The sequence below is a fragment of the Cyclobacteriaceae bacterium genome (assembly GCA_030584025.1).
In the GTDB taxonomy this organism is placed as follows: domain Bacteria; phylum Bacteroidota; class Bacteroidia; order Cytophagales; family Cyclobacteriaceae; genus UBA2336.
The window spans coordinates 2076096-2099576 of sequence record CP129487.1; the positions used below are offsets into that span (position 1 = coordinate 2076096).

At 44.6% G+C, this 23481-nt stretch carries 18 protein-coding genes; 6 read left to right on the forward strand and 12 right to left on the reverse strand.

The features are described from left to right. Positions 1–8: 8 nt before the first annotated feature. From pfkA to QY309_09315, 3 genes are read left to right on the forward strand one after another with little or no spacing between them, the layout of a single operon-like run. The gene (pfkA, locus tag QY309_09305) at positions 9–992 is read left to right on the forward strand and encodes a 6-phosphofructokinase (protein ID WKZ58065.1); all 984 of its coding nucleotides are present in this window, start codon (positions 9–11) and stop codon (positions 990–992) included. After that, positions 992–1969 (forward strand): ROK family protein, encoded by a 978-nt coding sequence (locus tag QY309_09310; protein WKZ58066.1) that lies wholly within the window; start codon positions 992–994, stop codon positions 1967–1969. Before pfkA ends, QY309_09310 begins: the two co-directional genes overlap by 1 nt. Before the next feature lie 2 nt (positions 1970–1971). After that, the gene (locus tag QY309_09315) at positions 1972–2250 is read left to right on the forward strand and encodes a hypothetical protein (protein WKZ58067.1); all 279 of its coding nucleotides are present in this window, start codon (positions 1972–1974) and stop codon (positions 2248–2250) included. A gap of 1 nt (position 2251) precedes the next feature. Here QY309_09315 and QY309_09320 read toward each other — a convergent pair whose 3' ends face one another. The 5 genes from QY309_09320 to QY309_09340 are packed head-to-tail and all read right to left on the reverse strand — an operon-like array spanning position 2252 to position 13799. Next, positions 2252–4648 carry a DUF3536 domain-containing protein gene (locus tag QY309_09320; protein WKZ58068.1) on the reverse strand — a complete coding sequence of 799 codons (2397 nt, stop codon included), beginning with the start codon at positions 4646–4648 and terminating at the stop codon, positions 2252–2254. Between the two features lie 36 nt (positions 4649–4684). Continuing rightward, entirely contained in the window at positions 4685–6658 is a 1974-nt protein-coding gene (gene glgB, locus QY309_09325; protein ID WKZ58069.1) for a 1,4-alpha-glucan branching protein GlgB, read from the reverse strand. Positions 6659–6688: 30 nt separating this feature from the next. Continuing rightward, a complete protein-coding gene (treS, locus tag QY309_09330; protein WKZ58070.1) occupies positions 6689–10036 on the reverse strand; it encodes a maltose alpha-D-glucosyltransferase in 3348 nt (1115 codons plus the stop codon). 1 nt (position 10037) lies between these two features. Beyond that, complete coding sequence (locus QY309_09335) at positions 10038–11996, reverse strand: alpha-1,4-glucan--maltose-1-phosphate maltosyltransferase (GenBank protein WKZ58071.1); 1959 nt, start codon at positions 11994–11996, stop codon at positions 10038–10040. A 6-nt stretch (positions 11997–12002) separates the two neighbouring features. Then, positions 12003–13799, reverse strand: coding sequence for an alpha-amylase family glycosyl hydrolase (locus QY309_09340; GenBank protein ID WKZ58072.1), 1797 nt, complete (start codon positions 13797–13799; stop codon positions 12003–12005). Positions 13800–13973: 174 nt separating this feature from the next. On the opposite strand from QY309_09340, the gene QY309_09345 reads away from it, so the two are divergent. Together QY309_09345 and QY309_09350 are read left to right on the forward strand one after the other, a co-directional pair. Then, positions 13974–15695 carry a GMC family oxidoreductase gene (locus QY309_09345; GenBank protein ID WKZ58073.1) on the forward strand — a complete coding sequence of 574 codons (1722 nt, stop codon included), beginning with the start codon at positions 13974–13976 and terminating at the stop codon, positions 15693–15695. 11 nt (positions 15696–15706) lie between these two features. Continuing rightward, positions 15707–16252, forward strand: coding sequence for a gluconate 2-dehydrogenase subunit 3 family protein (locus QY309_09350; GenBank protein ID WKZ58074.1), 546 nt, complete (start codon positions 15707–15709; stop codon positions 16250–16252). Between the two features lie 50 nt (positions 16253–16302). Here the strand turns inward: QY309_09350 and QY309_09355 are convergent, their stop codons facing one another. Genes QY309_09355 through QY309_09380 form a run of 6 tightly spaced genes read right to left on the reverse strand, consistent with a single transcriptional unit; the run spans position 16303 to position 20553 of the window. After that, a complete protein-coding gene (locus tag QY309_09355) occupies positions 16303–16629 on the reverse strand; it encodes a hypothetical protein (protein ID WKZ58075.1) in 327 nt (108 codons plus the stop codon). A gap of 22 nt (positions 16630–16651) precedes the next feature. Beyond that, positions 16652–17524 carry a sugar phosphate isomerase/epimerase gene (locus QY309_09360; protein ID WKZ58076.1) on the reverse strand — a complete coding sequence of 291 codons (873 nt, stop codon included), beginning with the start codon at positions 17522–17524 and terminating at the stop codon, positions 16652–16654. Positions 17525–17534: 10 nt separating this feature from the next. Beyond that, positions 17535–17960: a hypothetical protein gene (locus QY309_09365; protein ID WKZ58077.1), complete on the reverse strand. Its 426-nt coding sequence runs from the start codon at positions 17958–17960 to the stop codon at positions 17535–17537. A 5-nt stretch (positions 17961–17965) separates the two neighbouring features. Continuing rightward, positions 17966–18352: a cytochrome c class I gene (locus QY309_09370; GenBank protein WKZ58078.1), complete on the reverse strand. Its 387-nt coding sequence runs from the start codon at positions 18350–18352 to the stop codon at positions 17966–17968. Further along, positions 18349–19401, reverse strand: a complete 1053-nt coding sequence (locus tag QY309_09375; protein ID WKZ58079.1) for a sugar phosphate isomerase/epimerase — start codon at positions 19399–19401, stop codon at positions 18349–18351. Before QY309_09375 ends, QY309_09370 begins: the two co-directional genes overlap by 4 nt. Positions 19402–19419: 18 nt before the next feature. After that, a complete protein-coding gene (locus QY309_09380) occupies positions 19420–20553 on the reverse strand; it encodes a Gfo/Idh/MocA family oxidoreductase (GenBank protein ID WKZ61692.1) in 1134 nt (377 codons plus the stop codon). A gap of 161 nt (positions 20554–20714) precedes the next feature. On the opposite strand from QY309_09380, the gene QY309_09385 reads away from it, so the two are divergent. Beyond that, positions 20715–21995: an MFS transporter gene (locus QY309_09385; GenBank protein ID WKZ58080.1), complete on the forward strand. Its 1281-nt coding sequence runs from the start codon at positions 20715–20717 to the stop codon at positions 21993–21995. A gap of 277 nt (positions 21996–22272) precedes the next feature. Here QY309_09385 and QY309_09390 read toward each other — a convergent pair whose 3' ends face one another. Further along, positions 22273–23475: an IS4 family transposase gene (locus tag QY309_09390; GenBank protein WKZ58081.1), complete on the reverse strand. Its 1203-nt coding sequence runs from the start codon at positions 23473–23475 to the stop codon at positions 22273–22275. Between the last annotated feature and the right edge of the window lie 6 nt (positions 23476–23481).

The following is a 23481-nucleotide window of genomic DNA, read 5'->3' on the forward strand; positions in this document are numbered from 1 at the left end:
GCGATTCAATGTCATCAACTATTCAACGTATAGGTGTCTTCACTTCGGGTGGAGATGCACCCGGAATGAATGCCGCCATTCGTGCGGTTGTGCGTACAGGTATCTTTCACAAGAAAGAAGTTTTCGGCATCATGCGCGGCTATGAGGGCATGATTGAAGGCGACTTCGTGAAACTGGGCGCACGATCCGTAGGAAATATTCTTCAGCGTGGTGGTACCATTTTGAAAACCGCGCGTAGCGATGAGTTTAAAACAGCCGAAGGCCGCAAGCAGGCATATGAACAACTTCGAAAGGAAGGCATTGATGCGCTGATTGCCATTGGTGGCGATGGAACCTTCACCGGTTTACATAAACTTTATCAGGAATTTCAACTTCCCTCCTTGTGTATACCCGGAACAATTGATAACGACATTGCCGGTACCGACTACACCATTGGTTTTGACACCGCCACCAACACAGCGGTTGAAGCGATAGATAAAATCCGCGACACAGCTCTCTCACACAACCGTTTATTCTTTATCGAAGTAATGGGTCGTAACTCCGGCTACATTGCGTTGTATAGCGGCATTGCCGGTGGTGCGGGTGCTATCATTATTCCTGAAAGCGAAACCTCTTTTGATAAAGTTTATGAGTTGCTTACCGCTGGTGAAATCACTAACAAACGATCGAACCTGGTGGTGATAGCAGAAGGTTCAAAAATTGGTGGCGCTAACGAAATTGCCCGCAAGGTTGCGGAACGTACCGACTACTTTGATATAAAAGTTACCATACTCGGCCACCTGCAGCGCGGTGGTACACCCACCTACTTTGATCGTGTGCTGGCCAGTAAGTTGGGTGTTGCCGCAGTAGAAGGACTTATGGAAGGAAAGACGGATGCCATGGTTGGCGTTCGTGATAATAACATTGTATATAACCTTTTTGACTCGGTAATGAACCGGCCGCATGAAATCAATATGGACATGCTGCGCATTGCCAAAATACTATCCATCTGATGAAAGAAATTACCATTGGCGTTGACATTGGCGGAACCAACACGAAATACGGTATCGTAGACCGCTCGGGTAATGTTTTATTTCAAGACAGGATCAAAACGCAGGAACATGAAGAGTTCTCTGATTTAATCAATGATCTTGTTAAAGCCATTCACGCGGCCATTGCCGGATTGGATCGCTCGTATCATCTTGTGGGTGTAGGCGTTGGTGCTGCCAACGGCAATTATTACAAAGGCACCATTGAACACGCTACCAACCTGAAATGGAAAGGCATTATTCCCTTGGCCGAAATGCTATCCAAACCGTTGGGCGTACCGGTACTGGTAACCAATGATGCGAATGCCGCAGCAGTAGGTGAAATGGTTTATGGGGCCGCGCGTGACATGAAAGATTTTGTGGTGATAACATTAGGCACAGGCTTGGGTAGTGGTTTTGTTGCGAATGGAAAACTTATTAATGGCAAACACGGCATTGCCGGTGAACTTGGGCATACTACTGTAAATTATGCCGGTCGTTTTTGTAATTGTGGAAAACGTGGATGTTTGGAAACGTATGTATCCGCTACCGGAATCAAGCGATCGGTGTATAAGCTATTGGCCGATCACCTGGAGCCAAGTGAATTGCGTGGCATCAGTTTCGACAACCTGAATACAAAAATGATTACCGAGGCTGCCATTCGCGGTGATGTGGTGGCGCGTGAAGCCTTTGAATACACCGGAAGAATTCTCGGTACCAAGTTGGCCGAGACCGTTGTTCATACCGATCCGGAAGCCATTTTCTTGTTTGGCGGACTTTCATTAGCCGGTGATTTGATTTTCAAACCCACCATCAAACACATGGAAGCCAACCTGATGCCGTTGTTCAGGGGCAAGGTTAAAATTTTACCTTCCGGCTTGCAGAATCAGGCCGCTCCAATTTTAGGCGCCAGCAGTCTGGTTTGGAATCACCTGGAAGAAAAAGATAAAATTTCTGTTTAGGCATGATCCCTGGCGTACCCGGACCTTACTTTCAACATTACACCGCCCTGAAAATGATGGGCGCGTTTATCAAAGTTGAAGAAGTAACGTTCAGAAAAATTCTGAATGATAACAAAGCACTATTGGTGGTGCAATCCAAGGCGGGAATTTTCACACAATCTCATCTTTATCTTACTTCCTATAAAGGATTTGTACTCTACACAAAGAGCAAACAACCTATTTCCATTCCGGAAGTACATGAGGTCATTCAAGCCACACAGGTCATGTTGCCCAATTTGTAATTTAATACGCCACCTTAACATTCAAATTTTCACCCAATCGTTTAAATTGATTAAGCCATTCGGGCTTAAGTGTGTTTGAATCTTTACTGCTTTGGGAAATTTCGAAGTAAAGATTCTGACTTTTGTACAAGATCGGTTCCAGTTTGAATTTTCTGAGCAACGGAAACACCCGGTTTAGGCGCTCAATGCGCTTTACATTGCTGCGTTCAGCACTTATTCTTCTTAACTCTTTATAAATGCTTTCCCCTGCCAGGCGCTCTACCGTTCCCGGATCTTCGATACTCAGTTCCCACTTGGCCAGTTCGCCTATTATCCGTTCCAGCTCCTTCACATTAATTCGTTCCGTTTGAAAACAATTAATCAGATCGGCATTCAGGATGTACTCGAATGTGGTGGTGTACGCACGCGGAATGGGAATATCGTTGTTCGACAACGCATTAACCAGCGGATAATCGCGGTTGTATACCCTGCGCAATGACTCTTCCAGTTCGCCCATACTTTGTTTGGTAATCATGTCGAGCACTTTGCGCTTTTCATCTTTAAACAACTGCCAAAGTGTATAGCGGTCCTCACCAAAATACGTTTGCATAATGGAAAGCACATCACCTAACCGGCTTTCATCAAACGCATTCACCACCCGAAGTTTCATGCTTTCAAAATCCTCAGGCGGCATATCCAGTTTCAGGTTACCGATAATGTTGTGCTTACCCATATACACCACGGCAAAGGCAATGCGTCTTTCCGAACGCGTTACATTCGACTGAACCTTGGTAATACCCAATGAAAGGCGCTGCTCTCCGGCCTCCTTGCGCAAAAAGAATTCGTTTGATGTAGTGTAGTTGAAAATCGGAGTATTCTCCGGGTCTTCTTCAAACAACGAAGCCACCGCATAGTGCATACCTACACGTTGCAGGTTTGTTTTGGAAGGTACTACATACCGCCTGTACACATTCCCGGCATTTTCCAGGGATGGAATGTTACTGGGAGCCTGCTCTAATCTGCGGATAAATTCTTCCTCAAAATCGGCACCAGCAGTTTGATGCAACAACTGAATCGCCCGACAGGCATACTGTAAAATCTGAACCGTCTCAATACCCGAAACTTCATCGAAGAACCAACCGCAACTGGTGTACATCAACAAGGCATTACGTTGCATTTCCAGCAACCGGAACACTTTGTTTTGCTCTACCACTTTAATGCAATGATCCTTCAAAAATTTGCGGATGGTATCGTCATTACGCTTCAGAATAACATTGATGTATTCATCGCGCGCTTTCCACGGGTCTTTTAAGATGCCTGAAGCTTCGCGCTCATAAATTTGAACCAACTCATCCCGAAGCCAATCCAACGCTTCCCGTAAGGGTTTACGCCATTTCTGATTCCAGTACGGATTACCACCGGTACTGCACCCACAATCGCTGCGCCAACGCTCTACACCGTGTACACAACTCCATGAGCTGTTTTCGTGAATTTGTGCTTCATATAAAGGAGGAAATTTTTTCAGGAACTGCGCATAATTCATCAAATGGTTATGCTTTAACCGATGAATGTGATCCAGGCAAAACGCCAGGGCCATATCCCCGTGTTTGTGGTGATGCCCATACGATTCACCATCGGTGGCAATGTTTACAAGCTGTGGCTCAGTGTCATCTGCATCAAATCCGTTTCGCAGCGCATTTGAAAATTTCTCCCCATCATTCAACAAACCGTTAAAGGCAACCCCTTGCGAAATATCGCCATCATAAAAAAAGACAGCGATACTTTTTTCGGAAGGCAAATTAATCTTGTACGCCTTACGCGGATCAATACCAGTATCCGTTACGGTTTGCCAAGCTTCGGTTCCTACCTTCCGAAAAGCCTTTGCCTGCCGTGGGGCAAGAATGGTAAACTTGATGTTGTGTTGGGCCAATACCTCAAGCGTGGTCGTATCGGCTGCCGTTTCAGCCAGCCACATGCCTTCCGGTGTACGTCCAAATCGGTGTTCAAAATCCCGAATGCCCCAATGAATTTGTGTATGCTTATCCCGCTCATTGGCTAGGGGCATAATCATGTGGTTAAATACCTGCCCCAATGCCGAACCATGTCCATCAAAAATCTTTTCGCTTTCCTTATCGGCTTCAAGTATAGCGTTGTACGTCTCCGGATCATTGATCTCCATCCACGACAGCAACGTAGGGCCAAAATTGAAACTGATGCGACTGTAATTATTTACAATGTTTTTAATCACACCATTCTCCAAAATGCGCGAAGCGGCATTGGGTGCATAGCACTCTGCCGAGATGCGCTCGTTCCAATCGTGGTACGGGTGAGCCGAATCCTGAACCTCAATAACTTCAAGCCACGCATTCTCACGCGGAGGCTGATAAAAATGACCGTGAATACAAATGTACTTCTCCATGAAAATAAAAAATGCTAATGCAAGCCTTACGCAAGCTTACGAACCGATATCAAATTCCGCCTCTTCCTGTTCCAATTTAATTACGGTAATGCCCAACGGTGGCAAGGTTAGGGCTACAGAATAATCCCGGTTATGATATTTTATAGGTGATGTATTCAGATTTCCCTGATTTAGTGCTCCGCTGCCACCATATTTCAGATCATCCGAATTGAAAATTTCTTTCCACTGCCCGCGGTATGGCACGCCCACACGATACTGCGACAAGGTTTGCGGGGTAAAATTGCAAATCACCAGCAACAGTTCATGCTTTTCATCCGCTTTGCGCTGATAGATCATGACACTGTTTTGATGATCAGAATAATCCACCCATTCAAAACCACGTTCTTCAAATGCATATTTATACAAGGCGGGTTCTTGTTTATACAGCGCATTCAAATCTTTCATCAATGACTGAACACCTTTGTGTGGTGCATATTGAAGCAAATGCCAATCGAGGCTGTGATCATGATTCCATTCGGATGTTTGTCCAAACTCGCCTCCCATGAATAACAACTTGGTGCCCGGATGGGTATACATGTACCCAAACAACAACCGCAGGTTTGCAAATCTCCGCCATTCATCTCCGGGCATACGCCCCATCAATGAACCTTTACCATGTACCACTTCATCATGCGAAAGCGGAAGTATGAAATTCTCCGTAAAGGCATACATGATACTGAATGTAATTTCATTCTGATGATACTTCCGGTGAACCGGATCATTTTGAAAATAGTGCAGTGTATCGTGCATCCATCCCATCATCCACTTCTGGCCGAAGCCAAGGCCACCCAAATACGTTGGTCGTGATACACCGGGCCATGCGGTTGACTCTTCAGCAATGGTAATGATATCCGGGAAATGACTGTAAACCTGTTCATTGAATTCTTTCAGAAACACAATCGACTCAATATTTTCTCTACCGCCATATTGATTCGGAATCCACTCCCCTTCTTTCCTGGAATAATCGAGATATAACATACTGGCTACGGCATCTACCCGCAATCCGTCAATGTGAAACCGATCAAGCCAGTAGATGGCGTTGCTGATTAAGATTGACCGGACTTCGTTTCTGCCGTAATTGAAAATGTAGCTCTTCCAATCGGGATGGAAACCCTTGCGCGGATCTTCGTGCTCATAGAGATGAGTGCCGTCAAACTTATACAAGCCATGATCATCGCCCGGAAAATGAGAAGGCACCCAATCGAGTATTACTCCAATCCCAGCCTGGTGCAGACAATCCACCAAATACATAAAATCTTCTGGCGCACCATATCGACTTGAAGGCGCATAATAACCGGTAACCTGGTAACCCCATGAACCAAAAAACGGATGCTCCATTACCGGCAAAAATTCAACGTGTGTGAAGCCCATCTCTTTTACATAGTCAACCAACTCGGTAGCAAGTTCACCATAGCTGAGTGACCGATTACCATCCTCCAGCTTTCTTCGCCACGAGCCGATATGCAACTCATAAACGGAGTACGGTTTCGTTTTACCTGTTTCCGATTTTCTTTTCTCCAACCATTTTTTATCCTTCCATGTGTAATTGGTTTCCCAAACAATAGATGCTGTTTTGGGCGGCACTTCTGCAAACATGGCAAACGGATCGGCCTTTTCCAGGTAATCACCCGTGTTAGAATGAATGGCGTACTTATACACTTCACCTTTGTGGATATCTGTAAAAAAACCTTCCCAAATACCGGACTCATCCCAACGCGGATTCAAAGCATGCATTCCATTATTCCATCCATTAAAGTTTCCTATTACCGATACGGCACGTGCATTGGGTGCCCAAACCGCAAAGTAAGTTCCCTTCTTTCCATTCATGGTCGTTATATGAGAACCCATTTTCTCATACAACTTGAAATGCTTGCCGGTTTTGAATAGGTGTATATCAAAATCGGTAAGCAAGCTGTTCGATTCCAGCGAAGAGTTTTCTGTTGTTTTGGGTGATGCTTTTTTCTTTCCCATGCGTGTATTTTTAGTCCGATGGTTCGTTGTTTATTTCTTCGACTTTTTCTTTTGCTTTTCTTCTTCTTTGGCTTGCTGATAGCGATTCATATGATACATGATTCCGCGCAAGGGAATAATTACCCAATCCGGCCGGCCATTTAACTCATAGCCTAACTCGTAAATCGCTTTCTCTAAAAGAAATGTGCGAATAAGGATTTCATTTTCATCGGATAATTCCTTCCCAAGTCCCATTCGCTCCAGGTAGGCACCAAAATAAAAGCGACTCACATAGTGTTGCCACTGCTCCGCCCAGTTTTCAAGAAACTCCATGTCGCGATCACGGTAGTTCTCGTTTAATAAAATTTTACCGAATGCCGCATACTGGAACGAACGCATCATACCTGCAACATCTTTCAATGGATTCTTTTTCAATCGTCTTTCGCTGAACGAAAATCCGGGCTCTCCTTCAAAGTCGATGATCACAAAATCCTTACCTGTAAACAACACCTGCCCCAAATGGTAATCGCCATGGATGCGGGTTTTAATGGCATTGATGCGCACTTCATAAATTTCCTTGAAGCACTCCAACACCTCATTTTCCATAGCCAGAAGTTTCTTGCTCAATTCCCGTATTTCCGGAGATAGTTTTGACAATGAAGACTCTAACAAATTAAAACGATCGCGAACCAGCTTACGCAGTGATGAGTACAGTGAACGCTGGTAATTGGAGGTGAAGTATTCCGGAGCAAAAGCCGGATTACTGCTATCGGATGCCAACGCCAGGTGCATTTCGGCAGTACGCTGACCTAACCGCACCACGCGTTCGTAAAAGCCACGACCAATAAATTCCTGAATCAGTTCCGGTGCTTCTTCAAACGCAATGCTTGCTTTGTTGATGAGCTTAGGTAATTTTTCCTTTTTTGCTTTGGTTATCACCCGTTCAAAGAAACGACCTACCGAATCGATTGTCATGCCCCAGGCATCACCCTGGTTCTCCACTTTTTCCTGAAGAAGGCCAAAGACCATCACCTTTCCGTTAACATCTACAAACTCAACACTGCCAGTGTACTTCGGACTGTTGGAGAAACTCGTATGTTCGGAAAGAAAGCGAACAATCTCCAGGTCAGGATTGATCTCGCGTTCAAGCTTCCTGTAAAATTTAAAGAAATAATTTTCATTGTAAATGATGGCTGTGTTGCTCTGATCCGCTTTCAACACCTTAGAATCAATTTCACCATCAATCACAATCTTATTAAACACGCTTGAATTGAATTCAAGCACACCATCGTCCACTTTTACACGTGCACGCTTGTCCATATTTACAAGCAGGAAATCGCGAAACTGTTTATCGTAACTGCTGTCCATTACAAAACCAACCTCATCTTGTATTTCGGCACGACACACTACACTTTGTGCATGATATTCAACTCGCTCTATAACGGTATCAGCCGGGGCAAAAGAAAGCGGTAAAAAGTAAAGTTCAGGTAAGCGCTGCACGTAGTGCACTTCAACAACCGTTAAATAATGTGTTTGTCCACTTACCTTAACCGGGATCATCTTGTTGATGCCCATTTTGCTGATCACCTTGGCTTTGCCTCCAAACCAGCGGCACTTTTTCATAAAAGGAGGAAGAATCTTCCGCTCAAAGAATCGCTTTTCATTGTATGAGTTGAAAACCTTCTCCCACGACATATCGGTTGAGAACAGCGGTAACTCTCCGCTTGATTCCGATTTGGTTCGTTTCTCGGCTGTATCCAGTTGAAGCCAGTAATATCCGTACGGACCGATGGTAATGGAGTACTGGCCTTCTCCCACATTCATAAATCGGTTCTGGCTGAATACTTCGGTTACATCACAATCCTTAAACTCTGAAAGGTTTAAGGTTGCAACTTGTGAAAACTGGGAGAGGTTGGCTACCAGGATGATTCGTTGCTTTTCATAGGATCGCATAAAGCACAGCACCTTGCTGTTGGTACTGTCTATGAATTTCATATCGCCTCTGCCAAACACACTCAAGCGCTTGCGCATGGCAATTACCTGACGCAACCACCATAACAGTGATGATGGGTTTTCGCTTTGTGTGGCCACGTTAACGGACTCATAACGATAAACCGGATCGGTAATTACCGGCAAATAAAGTTTTTGAGGATTTGCATCTGAAAAACCTGCATTCAGGTTCATGCTCCATTGCATGGGTGTACGCACACCAAACCGATCACCCAGGTAAATATTATCGCCCATTCCAATTTCATCGCCATAGTACAACACAGGTGTGCCGGGTAGTGAAAAGAGAATGGTGTACAACAATTCAATTTTTCTTCGATCGTTGTTGAGCAAAGGTGCCAACCGTCTTCGGATACCCACGTTGTATTTGGTATGCGGATCAGTGGCGTAAGCTTTAAACAGGTAATCCTTCTCTTCTTCCGTAACCATTTCCAAACCCAGTTCATCGTGGTTGCGTAAGAATAGCGCCCATTGACAATTTTCCGGTGTGTCAGGAGTCTGTTCCAGTATATCTACAATCGGATAACTGTCTTCCGTACGTAATCCAAGAAATAACCTTGGCATTAACGGATAGTTAAAATTCATGTGGCATTCCTGTCCGTTACCAAAGTAGGCAGCTGCGTCTTCCGGCCACAGGTTAGCCTCAGCCATCAACACCTTATCTTTATAATGCTTATCGATGTGTGAACGAATGCGCTTCAGAAACGCGTGTGTCTGTGGCAAGTTCTCACAACTGGTTCCCTCCTCTTCAAATAAAAACGGAACAGAAGCCATACGAAAACCATCCACGCCCATCTTCATCCAAAAGTCGATGACCTTGATCATCTCCATTTGCACTTCCGGATTTTCGTAATTCAATTCAGGTTGATGGCGATAAAACCGATGCCAGTAATACGCCTTAGCTTCATTATCCCACGACCAGTTTGAAGCTTCATCGCTCTGTACAATTTGTCTGGCCTCTTTATATTTTTCAGGCGTATCACTCCACACATAAAACTCACGATACCGTGTACCCGATTTGGCTTTTCTTGCCCGCTTAAACCAAGGATGTTGATCAGAAGTGTGGTTGAGAATCAGTTCGGTGATCACTTTTATACCCCGTGCATGTGCTTCTTTCAAAAATGTTTTAAAATCTGAAAGCGTACCGTAATCCGGATGAATGTCATAATGATCAGTTACATCATAGCCATCGTCTTTCAATGGCGATGGATAAAAAGGAAGCAACCACAGCGTGTTGATGCCCAGATCTTCCAGGTAATCGAGTTTTTGAATCAACCCATTGAAATCACCAATGCCGTCACCGTTGCTGTCATAAAATGCCCGTACCGACAATTCATAGAAGATGGCATCTTTAAACCACAATGCTTCTGTATTTTTTTGAGAGGCACCCATGTCACATTTGAGATTCGTGAATTTCTAATTTAAACAAATGAAACGGAAGCTTATGCGGATTAAGCTCCACATAATTCCACTCCTGCGTCCATGTGTAATGTTCATCTGTCATCAGGTCGTGAAGCTTAATATTAATACCACCATTCAATTTCAGGAGATGGAGTGGAAGTTGAACATAGCCCTGATGTATATTATGCTGATCAAGGTTAACGATCACTAAAATCAAATCGTTAAGGTCATCCGTATATTTGAGATAAGCCAAAAGGGAAGCGTCCTCGATGTTGCAAAAATGAATGTTCCAAGTTGACTGAAGGGCGAGGTGTTGCTTTCGTGCTTTGTTCACTAACGAGATAATATCCGTCATCCGGTTAACGCGCTTCCAATCGTATTGCTTGATTTCAAATTTTTCAGAATTGACATATTCCTCCTTACCGGGAATCGGATTATTCTCATAAAATTCATAGGGCGGACCGTAAATTCCGTAGTTGGAAGAAAGTGTAGCCGCCAAGGCAAATCGGATGATGAAAATATTTTCACCCTGATGTTGCAGGTGGTAAGGCAAAATGTCAGGGGTGTTGGGCCAGAAATTCGGGCGAAAATAATTGCGTGAAGGACCGAACACCAACTCATTCATGTATTCAATCAGTTCATGTTTACTCACCCGCCAGGTAAAGTACGTGTACGATTGTGTAAATCCGGATTTGGCCAGCGAGGCCATAATCTTAGGGCGCGTAAATGCTTCCGATAAAAAGATTACATCCGGATGTTGCTTATGTACTTCACCAATGGCCCACTCCCAAAAAGGAATGGGTTTGGTATGTGGATTATCAACCCTGAAAATCGTTACGCCTTGCTCTACCCAAAACAGAATTACAGATTTCAATTCTTCCCATAATTCCTGCCAGGCAGTCGTTTCAAAATTGAACGGATAAATATCCTGATACTTCTTAGGTGGGTTTTCAGCGTATTGAATCGATCCATCCGGGCGTTGCTTAAACCATTCGGGATGTTGCTTTACATATGGATGATCAGGCGCACATTGAAAAGCCAGATCGAGCGCTATGTCAATTCCGGATTTCTTTGCTTCAGCAATTAATTTCTTGTAGTCATTTAAAGAACCCAACTCGCTATGTACAGCCTTGTGTCCACCTTCATCGCTTCCTATCGCCCATGGTGATCCAGGTTCTCCGGCCACGGATCGAACATTATTGTTCTTGCCTTTGCGATTAACTTTGCCAATCGGATGAATGGGCGGCAGGTACAACACATCAAAGCCCATAGCAGATATACGAGGCAAGAGTTTAATCACATCCTGAAATGTACCATGCCTGCCATCCTGCGCAGCAGATCGTGGAAAAAGTTCATACCACGTGCTGTACAAAGCGCGTGTTGTTTCAACACGAACACTAAGTTCTTTCGCATACCGGGTAACATGTTGGCGCAGCGGATGATGATGAACCAATTCGCCTAAATCAGGTGATTGTATCGTTACTACATTTTCATGATATTTTTTTTCGTCCCGAAAAGCCTTTGCCAAGCTTATAAGCTCCTTTTCTTTTCCATCGGCAACTTGTTCCAACAACAACGCTCCTTCCTGAAGTTCAAGTTTAACATCCAACATGGCGGATGCTTTCTTTTTTATGCCATCGTGCCAGGTCTCCAGGTGATCGATCCATGCCTCAACGGTAAATACGTAATTCGATTTCTCAGTTGTATAAAAAGAAGCTTTCCACGAATCATTCCCTTGATGACTCATGGACACTCGGTTCCAGTTCTTATCACTTATCTTCTTATAGAGCACATCTGCTCTGACATGATCGTGTCCGTCAGCAAAAATATCTGCCGTAACATCAACCCGTTCACCAACGGTACGCTTAGCCGGATAGCGACCACCATCCACTTCAGGCTGAACATTTTCAATAATTACGCGCGACTGACCGCCAATTTTATCTAAAGACATAGTGTGTTATTCAATTTCAAAAACATATGCACCGTAAGCCGGAAGCTCCAACCGGATTTCATTTTCAATCCACTCAACTTCTTCGTTTTGCCAAAGCAACTCTTTTAAAGTATAATTCTTGTTCCTATCCAACATAAGCTTGACAGCCACATCAGGCGGCATAGCAACCGATATCTTTCGTGGTGTTGAATTGAACCCGGCTACGATAAGCAGCTTTTTATCTGCAGTATACCGAACACAGGCAAAAACATCATCATTGAAATTCTTCTCAGCAATATTAAAGGCAGTGAGATCTTTGTATTCGCCTGCCACAATAGCCGGATGCGATGCAGCCAGGTTTAACAAGGTAGCGTAGAAATTTCGCAATGACTTTTGATCATCGCTTAATAAGGCACCATCAAACGCTCCACCATTCATCCACTTTTGGTGTTGGGGCACACCCCAATAATCAAAAATGGTAGTACGGCCATCATCACCCTGAAAGCCTTCTGTTCCGGCACCGGGCTCTCCTACTTCCTGCCCGAAATAAATCATTACCGGTCCCTGATCTATCGTAGCACTAATAACCATAGCCGATGCCGCCTTCCACGGATTGCCGGCAAAAAAACGTGATGCAATACGTTGCTCATCATGATTCTCCAAAAAGTGGAGCATGTTTGCTGTGATACCTGCCAATCGTTGTTGGATGGCATCAATATCGGCTGTGCTTCTTTGACCATTTACCAACAAACGCAATGTATCGTACAATAGAACTTTGTCATACAAATAATCGAACCTGCCTTGATCAATGTAATTCCGGTATGCATCGGGATTGTAAATCTCGGCAATGAAAATGATTTCAGGGTTTACGGCCTTGACTTGCGGAATAACCCAGTGCCAGAATTCGACAGGAACCATCTCGGCCATATCACACCGAAAGCCATCCACTTTCTTATTAGCCCAATACACGAGAATGTCTTTCATTTTCACCCACGTATCCGGTACCGGATCAAAATGTTTTGTCCGGCCATTTTCAATATCTACACCGTAGTTAAGCTTCACAGTTTCAAACCACTCGTTTACACCCGGACTAGAAGTAAACTGATCGTTACCCGTTACTTTGGCTGGAGTCTCCTCAAATTTTCCATCCTTAGTTGGAAATTCATTTTCTTCACCTAACGCCACGTAATCTGCCGGAACCTGAAACGACTGGCCGGGTAAGTAGTAGAAATTATTATCAGGCTTAAAGCGAACCGATTTATCATCAAACTCACCCAAATCGATGGTGCCTTTCGGCTTGGCATCAGATTTATAGGCTCGCGCCACATGATTGGGTACAAAATCGATCAGCACCTTCATGTCGTGTTGGTGCGTTCGGTCAATCAGTGCTTCAAACTCCTTCATGCGATTCGGCACACTTCGCGCCAGATCAGGATTCACATCGTAATAATCCTTGATGGCGTATGGCGATCCCGCTCTTCCCTTAACCACGTCAGCATCATCAAACGGTATTCCAAAGGAAGAATAATCAGTGAGTACCGCATGTTCCAATACTCCGGTATACCAAATATGTGTGATACCCAGTTCCTTAAGCGATGATAACGCTTGATCATTGATATCCTCAAACTTACCCACACCATTTTCCTGTAACGTGCCGTACGCTTTGTTCACTGTTTCTTTATTCCCGAAAAGACGGGTCATGAGTTGGTAAACAATAATCTTTTTGGATTCACTTTTCATGACAGGCAACGGGGGTATTTCTTCTTTCTTTCGGCTGCACGAGATGGCAGTAAGTACAACTAAAATAAGGGTAAATCTGAGCATTCTGAAAGATAAGGAATGATCGGCCAAGCGTACTGAGAAATGCCCCAAAATTTAATGCAAACGATTGCGAATGTTTTGGGAGTGCAAACCAGAAATCACGCGCATTTACCTCCAAAAAAATATTTTTAAACAAGTCGATCCTGTATATTTACTTCAATCGCAAATCGAACCCTTATGTATTTGAATGTAAAAGCAGTGCAAGAAAACACCTACGATGCCATTGTGGTTGGCACCGGCATCAGTGGCGGTTGGGCCGCCAAAGAACTAACCGAAAAAGGATTAAAAACACTGGTGCTGGAGCGTGGCCGCGATGTGCAACATCCGAATTACCCAACTGCCACCAAAGATCCGTGGGATTTGCCCTATGCCGATCGGCCAACTGCTAAAGACCTTGAGCAACAAGGCGTTCAAAACAGAACCGGGTACACCATTCGTCAGTCAACCAAGCACTGGTTCGTAAACGATATTGAAAACCCCTATACCGAAAAGGAAGGAAAACGTTTCGACTGGATGCGTGGCTACCATGTTGGTGGTCGCTCCATCATGTGGGGCCGGCAAAGCTACCGCTGGAGCGATATGGACTTTGAAGCGAACGTAAAAGACGGAATCGCGATAGACTGGCCAGTGCGCTATAAAGACATTGCTCCGTGGTACGACCATGTAGAAACCTTTGTTGGCATTAGCGGACAAGCCGAAGGCTTGGCCCACCTCCCCGACAGTAAGTTCATTCAACCAATGGAATTGAATTGTGTGGAGAAGGAGCTGAAGAAATCAATGATGGATAAATTCGGTCGCCTGCTTACCATCGGTCGAGTAGCCAACCTGGCCGGACCGTTGGCACATGATAAGAGTCCACAACGTGGAACCTGTCAGTATCGTAACTTATGCAGCCGCGGTTGTCCGTATGGTGCATACTTCAGCAGCAACTCCTCTACCCTGCCCGCTGCAGCAGCAACAGGTAATATGACCTTACGTCCTAACTCCATTGTATACGAAGTGATCTACGATGAGCAGAAAGGAAAAGCAACCGGAGTAAAAGTGTTAGACGCTGAAACCGGGGAACAACATGAATTTTATGCACGTGTGATTTTCTTGTGTGCATCGACCATGGGTTCAACGTTCATTATGTTGAATTCAACCTCAAAGCGTTTTCCAAATGGCTTTGGCAACGACAGTGGTGAATTAGGTTGCAACATCATGGATCATCATTTGGGTGCGGGCGCAGGTGCACAGGTGGAAGGTTTTGAAGATGTGTATTACTATGGGCGAAGAGCCAATGGTGTTTATATCCCTCGATTCCGAAATATTGGAAATGACAAGCGTGACTACCTGCGTGGCTTCGGTTACCAGGGCGGTGCGAGTCGTCAAGGTTGGTCGCGATTGATCAGTGAGGTCAGCATAGGCGCTGACCTGAAAGAGGCTGTAACCACGCCTGGAAGTTGGAGCATTGGGATTATGGGCTTTGGTGAAATTCTTCCTGATCACAGCAATCGGGTTAGTATTAATCCTGACAAGAAAGATAAGCACGGCTTACCTACATTACTCTTCGACACAGAGTTTAAAGAGAATGATTACAAGATGCGGAAAGACATGGCCAACGATGCAGCAGAAATGCTGGATGCGGCAGGTTTCAAAAACGTAAGGTCGTATGATAATCCAAGCCAACACGGAATGGGATTAGGTATACATGAAATGGGTACCGCACGCATGGGCAACGACCCGAAAACATCGGTATTGAATAAATGGAACCAGGTGCATGCCTGTAAGAACGTATTCGTTACCGATGGATCGTTTATGACATCAGCCTCCTGCGTAAATCCATCGTTAACCTATATGGCATTTACCGCGCGTGCTGTAAACTATGCTGTTGAAGAAATGAAAAAACAAAACCTTTAATTGCCACGGATATGAACAGACGAGATGTAATTAAACGAACCGCAATTCTGATGGGTGGTGTTGTGTCCGCCCCCGCCATCATGGGCATTCTTAAAGGTTGCAAGGCAAAACCCGGTGTAGCGTGGCAGCCGAAATATTTTACGCAGGAGCAAGCTTATGTCATCACTGAAATGGCTGAGATTATCATCCCAAAAACGGATACTGCCGGGGCGAAAGATGCAGGTGTACCAGCTTTTATCGAAGAATTAATCTTTGAAGCTTATAACGAGGCAGATCGCACCAAATTTCTGACTTCCCTCGAAGACTTTACCACTACTTCTGACTTCATCAATATCTCAGCTGAAGAACAAACGAAGGTTGTAATAGAAGCACATGCCAAAGCCATTGAAGAGAAACCAGAAGAACGCCCGTTTGTGATGATGATGAAAGAGCTCACCATGTTGGGTTATTTCTCCAGCAAACCCGGAGCTACGGAAGTATTACGCTATGAAGCTGTACCCGGATACTACAATGGTTGCATGCCGTTGGAAGAAGTGGGAAGGACCTGGGCTACCTAAGAAAAGATTTGAAAATTATTCGAAAGCCAGATGTAACCGTCTGGCTTTTTTTATTCTTTCCTGGCTCTTTTGGAATTATACCACCGCGATCGAAGCAGAAACAAAATTAACACAAGTAAACATAGGATTACTTTAGCGAAGTCAGTTTGAAGCAAGCTCATCTCATCACTTTTTGGAAACAGAAAGAAACTCCATGCAAGCAAACCGACAAACATGATCAGCAACACCTTGTTAAAAAACAACTCAAAAATTGCCATAACAGAAAGCACTGACATGGCACCAAACAGCAATACCCACTTCCAGGCATCAACAACCTGAATGTGTGTTGCGGCCAATACGATAAAAAGTACGGTCAGAATTGAATTAATAAGTCGCATAAATAGCAAGTGTTGAGCGCTGCTAAACAATTGACTTCAAGTGCGCATAGCCGCTCGTGATCGCATCAATCTGTGGACGTGTGAAATACTCCTGCTCCAGGAAAAAGTGCTTCAATCCTGATTTTTCGGCTGCTTCAAAAACGCGCTTGTAATCGATAGCGCCAGACCCGACATCGGTTTGCAAATTGCGCTGGACTTTATCCATGTCCTTTACATGCCACAAGTGAATTCGGCCCGAATACTTGTCAAAAAGTTCAACCGCATCCACTTCAGCAAATGTGCTCCAATAAATATCCAACTCAAGGGCAATGGAAGAATCCATTTCCTGAGCCATCATATAATACGGTACCTGACCCTCAAGTTCAATAAACTCAAACTCGTGATTGTGATACCCTAATGTAATGCCGGCTTGTTTACAAGTCTCATTCGCTTTGTTCAGAAGCTCAACAACCTTCTTGTAGTCATCCAACGTTTTTCGTTCATCTGGATGAAGCCAGGCAATCACCATGTATTTCTGCCCGATCTTTTGGGCATCTTCAACCGCACGCTCCCATTCATTTACTAATGAACCCTTCATCATGGGAAAAGCTTGTCCCGTAAGGTAATGCCCGCTGACAACAGATAAACCCATATCGGAAACCATTTTATGGAAATCTGCATACGGCATATTAAACACCTTACCGTCACCATATCCATAAAGTTCAAGTTCCTTATAGCCGATGTTGGCAACTTGCTGAAGCGTGCCCTTTACATCCTTCAGGATAATATCCTTTAGCGTATAGAGCTGAATGCCAATGGCTCGTTCTTTCGCAGTTGCACAACTCATGAGTGAGGGCAATACAAGACCTGCTGCGGTAGCCAATGTAGTTTGCTGAATAAATGATCTTCTTTTCATATGGGTTCGTTTATCGGGTTCTTATCCAGTCATAAGCCTCTTCCTCATCAGAGAAAACGCCCAGTTGAATATTGTGTGTACTGAATTTCTGCTCTGCATTAATCTTGAATGTCTCCATGGGATATTCTGCAAATAAATCATCGCCAAGAATAACGGCATGAATCTTTACATTGGCTTTATTGAAAATCAAGTCATCCCAGGTAGTTGAAAACCATTCTTCTGTTTCCCGATCAACTTCACCGAGTAACTGGGTATCTGCCAACCAGGCCAGGTGCGGATACTCCTTTACCAATTCAATATAATGCTGTTGAATGGCAATCAGGTTTTTTCTAAAACTCTCTCCGGGGGGTTCTTTCTTCCAGCGATGCTTAAGAACGGGTAATGTGTCGTCCAGTTCGCACAACACATAGTCATTCTCAAACACCAGCGAAGTCATGACTACTACTTCTTTTCTTCACCATCAAGAGAAAGCACATATATCGCCATCTTCTCGGCATCTTCCTGTGAAAGATCTGGATGGGCATTCATCGGTATTTCTCCCCAAACACCCAAGCCACCTTCTATGATGCGCTTGGCTAATAGCTTAATATTTTCATCGTTGAATTCATACTTCTTCGCCACATCGGTATGGGCAGGGCCAATGATTTTATTGGTAGGGTGATGACAGGTCTTACAATCCGATTCATCGACCAAGATTTTACCAATAGCAGCCAACTGACTGGTTGAAAGTTGTACAGGCTCATCCTGTTGTTCACTTGTTTCCTGCTTGCTTCCGCACGCCATTAAAAATGCAACCACAAGGGCTGCCATACCGAGTTTATTCATCATAGTCCTAATATTTTTTTGTTCAATTTAGTATCTGTTCCTGCCGAAGCAAAATCGTCAAACGCCTTTTCTGTAACCTGAATAATATGGTTTTTAATAAACGGAGCACCTTCACGTGCGCCCTGTTCCGGATGTTTGATGCAACACTCCCATTCCAACACAGCCCACCCCTCATAATCGTACTGTGCCAGTTTTGAAAAAATGCTTTTGAAATCAACCTGACCATCGCCCAATGAGCGGAACCGGCCCGGTCGGTTTATCCAATCCTGAAAACCTCCATACACGCCACTCTTTCCTGTTGGATTAAACTCAGCATCCTTCACATGAAACATTTTGATGTAGGGATGATAGAAATCAATGTATTGCAGATAGTCCAGTTGCTGCAACACAAAATGACTTGGATCGTACAGGATGTTCACGCGTGGATGATTTCCCGTCTCCTTCAAAAACCGCTCGAAGGTGACGCCATCGTGCAAATCCTCACCGGGATGTATTTCGTAGCACACATCCACCCCGGCTTTATCAAACGCATTCAATATCGGAAGCCAGCGTTTTGCCAGTTCTTTGAATCCCGCATCAACCAGTCCGGCAGGACGTTGTGGCCACGGATAAACGGTATGCCATAACAAGGCTCCGGAAAATGTTGCGTGGGCCTTTAGTCCGAGATTTTTACTGGCTTTGGCTGCTAATTTTAATTGATCAACAGCCCATGCTGTACGGGCCTTGTTGTTTCCCTTAACACTCTTGGGTGCGAAACCATCAAACATCACATCGTAAGCCGGATGAACAGCTACTAACTGGCCCTGAAGATGCGTACTTAGTTCAGTGATCTGGACACCACAATCTTCAACCATTTCGCGGTACTCGTCTGCATACGTTTTACTCTCAGCCACACGCTTCAGATCAATGCATCGCGCATCCCATGTAGGTATCTGAACACCCTTATACCCCAAGGAAGCTGCCCACTTACAAATGGTACGCATATCATCAAACGGAGCCTCATCACTCATGAACTGAGCCAAAAAAATGGCAGGTCCTTTTATGTTTTTCATCTAATTCTTCTTAGGATTTTAAATCTTCACCCATTTCTGCTTTCCTTTCGATGACTTGATGGCCGCTTCAATAAAGGCCATCCCTTTCACGCCATCATACACATCCGGGAAATCATATTTAGCAGGATCAATTTTTTTACCGGGCTTATAATCGCGAACAGCTTTAGCAAAGGCAACGTACAGGTTGGCAAACGCTTCCAGATAACCTTCGGGATGGCCTGATGGAGTTCGGGTATTTTGCTTACAAGCATCAGAAGTGTACCCCATTCCTGAACGATAAATTTCTTTTGCCTTATCCGGCCACTTCAGCAACAATGTATTGGGTTCTTCCTGGCGCCATTCCATTCCACCCTTTTCACCATACACCCGGATCGATAAATTATTTTCTTCACCGGCAGCAATTTGTGTGGCGATCAATGTACCATGCGCACCATTATCGAAATGAACAAACATCATGTCATCATCATCCAACAACCGGCCGGGTACAACCGAATTCAGTTCTGCGCAAAGCTCCGTGATGGATGACCCCGTAATGTATTCTGCAAGGTTTGCAGCATGGGTACCGATGTCGCCCAACGCTCCACCTAACCCGGATTTCTTTGGATCGGATCGCCAGCTTGCCTGCTTCTGCCCGGTTTTTTCAAGTGGTGCATGCAGCCAGCCTTGAATGTATTCCACATAAACTTTCCGGACTTTTCCCAGCTTACCCGATTTAATCAATTGTCGCGCTTCTTTAATCATGGGGTACCCAGTGTAGGTATGCGTGAGCGCGAAAACAAGTCCGGATTTATCGGCCACCTGCTTCAACTTTTTAGCTTCCACCAACGACAAGGTCATGGGTTTATCAATGATCACATGAAAGCCGTTTTCAAGAGCCGCCTTTGCCGGTGCAAAGTGCATGTGGTTAGGCGTAACAATCGAGACAAAATCCATTCGCTGATCTGCCGGTAATTTCTTTTCAGCCTTGATCATTTCATCATAACTTGAATAGATTCGGGAAGGATCGAGGTAAAGCGAATCTCCGGTAGCTTTCGATTTCTTCGGATCGCTGCTGAATACCCCACACACCAACTCAATCTGTCCATCCATGGCTGCGGCTTTTCTGTGTACGGCTCCGATAAAACCATCAAGCCCTCCGCCTACCATGCCCATGCGTAATTTTCGTTTCACTATAGCTTCGTTTTTGGTTGCTAAGCAATATATCCAAAAGATTGTAAAACAATAAACCTGATTTCCGCAAACGTTTGCAATTTATAAATGGCCTTGCGCAATCGATTTATTCGTGCAATTTTAGGTGCATAATCTGAACCACCATGACCACCACACAATCCAACCTTCAACTTCGTCTGAGCATCATGATGTTCTTCCAGTTTTTCATCTGGGGCGGCTTCTTCGTAACGATGGGCAGTTACCTGCTGGAAGTATTTAAAGGAACGGAAGGAATCAACTCAATTATCGGCAGCGCCTATGCCACGCATAATTGGGCTGGCTTACTCGCTCCTTTATTTGTGGGGTTGATTGCCGATCGATACATCAATGCCGAGAAGGTAAACGCATTTTGTCACCTGGTGGGCGGTGCTTTATTGTGGTACGCGGCCTCAGTAATCGATCCGGGTACGTTCATTTGGGTTATGTTTGCCTACTTCATGCTGTTTATGCCTACGCTTGCGCTGGTCAACGCCATTGCCTTTGCCAACATCGAAAATCCAGATAAGCAATTTCCGGCCATTCGTGTGTGGGGTACCATCGGATGGATTGTAGCAGGCCTGGTAGTGGCACAGACCGTTTTGGGTTGGGTAGACATTCCGCTCATTAAAATGCTTACCGGTATAGAGAATGCGCAGGCCACCAATATTCCGTTGAAGATGTGTGCCATCATGTCGTTGATTTATGGTGTTTACAGCTTCACACTTCCTCCTGCCCCACCGCAAGCCAAAGGCCAGGCGTTTAGCTTTAGCAAGGCTTTAGGTTTGGATGCGATCAAATTAATGGGTGAAAGAAATTTCGGGGTATTTGCCCTATGTAGTTTTCTCATCTGTATCCCACTTGCCTTTTACTACGCCAGAACCAACGACTTCATTTCAGCCATGGCTTTTGGTGAGAAGTCGGCTTCGTTCATGACGATCGGTCAGGTAAGTGAGGTATTGTTCATGTTATTGGTTCCGTTCTTCCTGCTGCGAATTGGTGTTAAGTGGATGTTGGTAGTGGGCATGTTGGCGTGGACGCTACGGTATTTCTTGTTTGCTGCATTTCCTGAATCGCCCGCCTTGCTCATTGTTGGTATTGCCCTTCACGGTATTTGCTACGATTTCTTTTTTGTAACGGGTCAGTTATACGTTGACCGTAAAGCGCCCAAAGACATACGCGCCAGTGCACAAGGTTTATTTGCGCTGCTTACCTATGGTGCAGGTATGCTCATCGGAAATTATATCCTGGGCTGGTGGGGCGATAACATTAGTCTGGATGGTTCTTCGCAAGCAGGCTGGCTTGATGGTGCATTTACTTTCTGGATTATGCCATCGGCTTTGGCGTTAGGCGTGGCCATTCTTTTCTTTACTACATTCTGGGAGAAGAGAGAGCAACCAAAATTGTGATTTCAAAATTTCCTATCGTTTCAAGGTACATCAGAAACAACCTGATTTTTACTCTTTCAAGCATCGTGTTCATTGCGTGCACGAGAAACAGCGCCAATACGTACAATGATATTCGAGGACTATGGGTTACAATAGTCAACAACCATACTTATGAAGAAGTGATCATTACAGAAAATCATTCTTGTCCGACTAAAGTAAGAGAAAAAGAGATGATTCTCATAGGGAGAAATAATGAAAAACCGAGGCATTAAAAATGGGGGTAGCTGGCACATCAATTTTAAGTGATTGTGGGCAGCGGGGGTTCATGAGCCTTTCGCCAAGCTTTGTAAGTATCGTGGATGAAGCCAAAGAGTTCTACGTAGCTCATCAAGTGCAGTCTGATAACGGTAATCATGTTGGCAAACGATTTTTTGGTTTCGGCTTTCTTTCGAATGACTACCATTAGCAGTTGGGCAATCAGCACGCAATACACTTGTATTTTGATCGCATTTTCGCTTTCACCCCAGAAGTAGCGGATGGGGAAATTCTGCTTGATTTGCTTGAAAAGCAGCTCAATCATCCACCGGTATTTGTAAATCAATGCGATTTGCTGAGCAGGTAAACTGAAATTATTACTGATGAAGATAAACATCTTGCCGTCATCGGCACGGAAGGTGATACGCCTGAGCTTTAAACGCTGCTCTTCACCATCAGCTTTATAGCCAATAGTGATGTATTGTTCTTTCAATATCCCCTTGGCATTTTTCTTTCTTGTGTTGTCTGTAATCACTTTAGTGACGTGATATACTGCGTTGGCTTTCATGCGCGTAACGAACCAGATTTTTTGACTCGTCCATTTGGCAAACTGCCCGTACAGATTGTAGGCACGGTCGAAAACCAGAAAGCTGTTGGCCGGTAACTTAATGTGATAGAGGAATTTACGGTCGTGTTCTTTGGCTTCAGTGATTCTCAAAAATTCCGTTACGCCACTGAATGCATTCATGAGGGCATGAACTTTAATGCCTCCTTTCTTGCGCGAGCCATCTAATGGATTGCGTCCTACGCCACGAAGAATATCGCTGAATAGTCGGATGGTGGTGCTGTCGATGATTTTCAGATTGCGGATGCTCAATCCCCGCAACCGGCTGTCCGAGATAAAGCTATGGTACTGCTTGAGCAGTTTGAAATAGATCGTCTCAAACACCAGGTAGCTTCGTTTGTTGTTGGCATCCGATAATGTGCTACGGGGCGGAGCTTTATCCAATCCCAGGTGAGCAAGTTTACCTTCACAGGCCAGCATGCCTTCGCATATCTCCCGGAGTCCATTGCAATAGCTGAAAACCCCATACAACAGGCTTACCAGGTGAACCCGAAGTGGAATACGCTTGTAATACCGGTTGCTATTATGCTTTTGGGCCGATTGCTTGATGAGTGAAGTAGAAACGCAAGAAAGTATTTGAGACAAAATCGGCTGTCCGACAAATTTCTTAACTTTATCCATGATTAT

Excerpts from the sequence above, each read along its gene's own strand:
- QY309_09365 (WKZ58077.1), bottom strand. The coding sequence starts at position 17,960 with ATGACTTCGCTGGTGTTTGAGAATGACTATGTGTTGTGCGAACTGGAC.
- QY309_09320 (WKZ58068.1), bottom strand. The coding sequence starts at position 4,648 with ATGGAGAAGTACATTTGTATTCACGGTCATTTTTATCAGCCTCCGCGT.
- QY309_09310 (WKZ58066.1), top strand. The coding sequence starts at position 992 with ATGAAAGAAATTACCATTGGCGTTGACATTGGCGGAACCAACACGAAA.
- QY309_09315 (WKZ58067.1), top strand. The coding sequence starts at position 1,972 with ATGATCCCTGGCGTACCCGGACCTTACTTTCAACATTACACCGCCCTG.
- QY309_09340 (WKZ58072.1), bottom strand. The coding sequence starts at position 13,799 with ATGCTCAGATTTACCCTTATTTTAGTTGTACTTACTGCCATCTCGTGC.
- QY309_09355 (WKZ58075.1), bottom strand. The coding sequence starts at position 16,629 with ATGCGACTTATTAATTCAATTCTGACCGTACTTTTTATCGTATTGGCC.
- glgB (WKZ58069.1), bottom strand. The coding sequence starts at position 6,658 with ATGGGAAAGAAAAAAGCATCACCCAAAACAACAGAAAACTCTTCGCTG.
- QY309_09350 (WKZ58074.1), top strand. The coding sequence starts at position 15,707 with ATGAACAGACGAGATGTAATTAAACGAACCGCAATTCTGATGGGTGGT.
- QY309_09385 (WKZ58080.1), top strand. The coding sequence starts at position 20,715 with ATGACCACCACACAATCCAACCTTCAACTTCGTCTGAGCATCATGATG.
- QY309_09370 (WKZ58078.1), bottom strand. The coding sequence starts at position 18,352 with ATGATGAATAAACTCGGTATGGCAGCCCTTGTGGTTGCATTTTTAATG.
- QY309_09375 (WKZ58079.1), bottom strand. The coding sequence starts at position 19,401 with ATGAAAAACATAAAAGGACCTGCCATTTTTTTGGCTCAGTTCATGAGT.
- QY309_09345 (WKZ58073.1), top strand. The coding sequence starts at position 13,974 with ATGTATTTGAATGTAAAAGCAGTGCAAGAAAACACCTACGATGCCATT.
- QY309_09335 (WKZ58071.1), bottom strand. The coding sequence starts at position 11,996 with ATGTCTTTAGATAAAATTGGCGGTCAGTCGCGCGTAATTATTGAAAAT.
- pfkA (WKZ58065.1), top strand. The coding sequence starts at position 9 with ATGTCATCAACTATTCAACGTATAGGTGTCTTCACTTCGGGTGGAGAT.
- QY309_09390 (WKZ58081.1), bottom strand. The coding sequence starts at position 23,475 with ATGGATAAAGTTAAGAAATTTGTCGGACAGCCGATTTTGTCTCAAATA.
- QY309_09380 (WKZ61692.1), bottom strand. The coding sequence starts at position 20,553 with ATGGGCATGGTAGGCGGAGGGCTTGATGGTTTTATCGGAGCCGTACAC.
- treS (WKZ58070.1), bottom strand. The coding sequence starts at position 10,036 with ATGGGTGCCTCTCAAAAAAATACAGAAGCATTGTGGTTTAAAGATGCC.
- QY309_09360 (WKZ58076.1), bottom strand. The coding sequence starts at position 17,524 with ATGAAAAGAAGATCATTTATTCAGCAAACTACATTGGCTACCGCAGCA.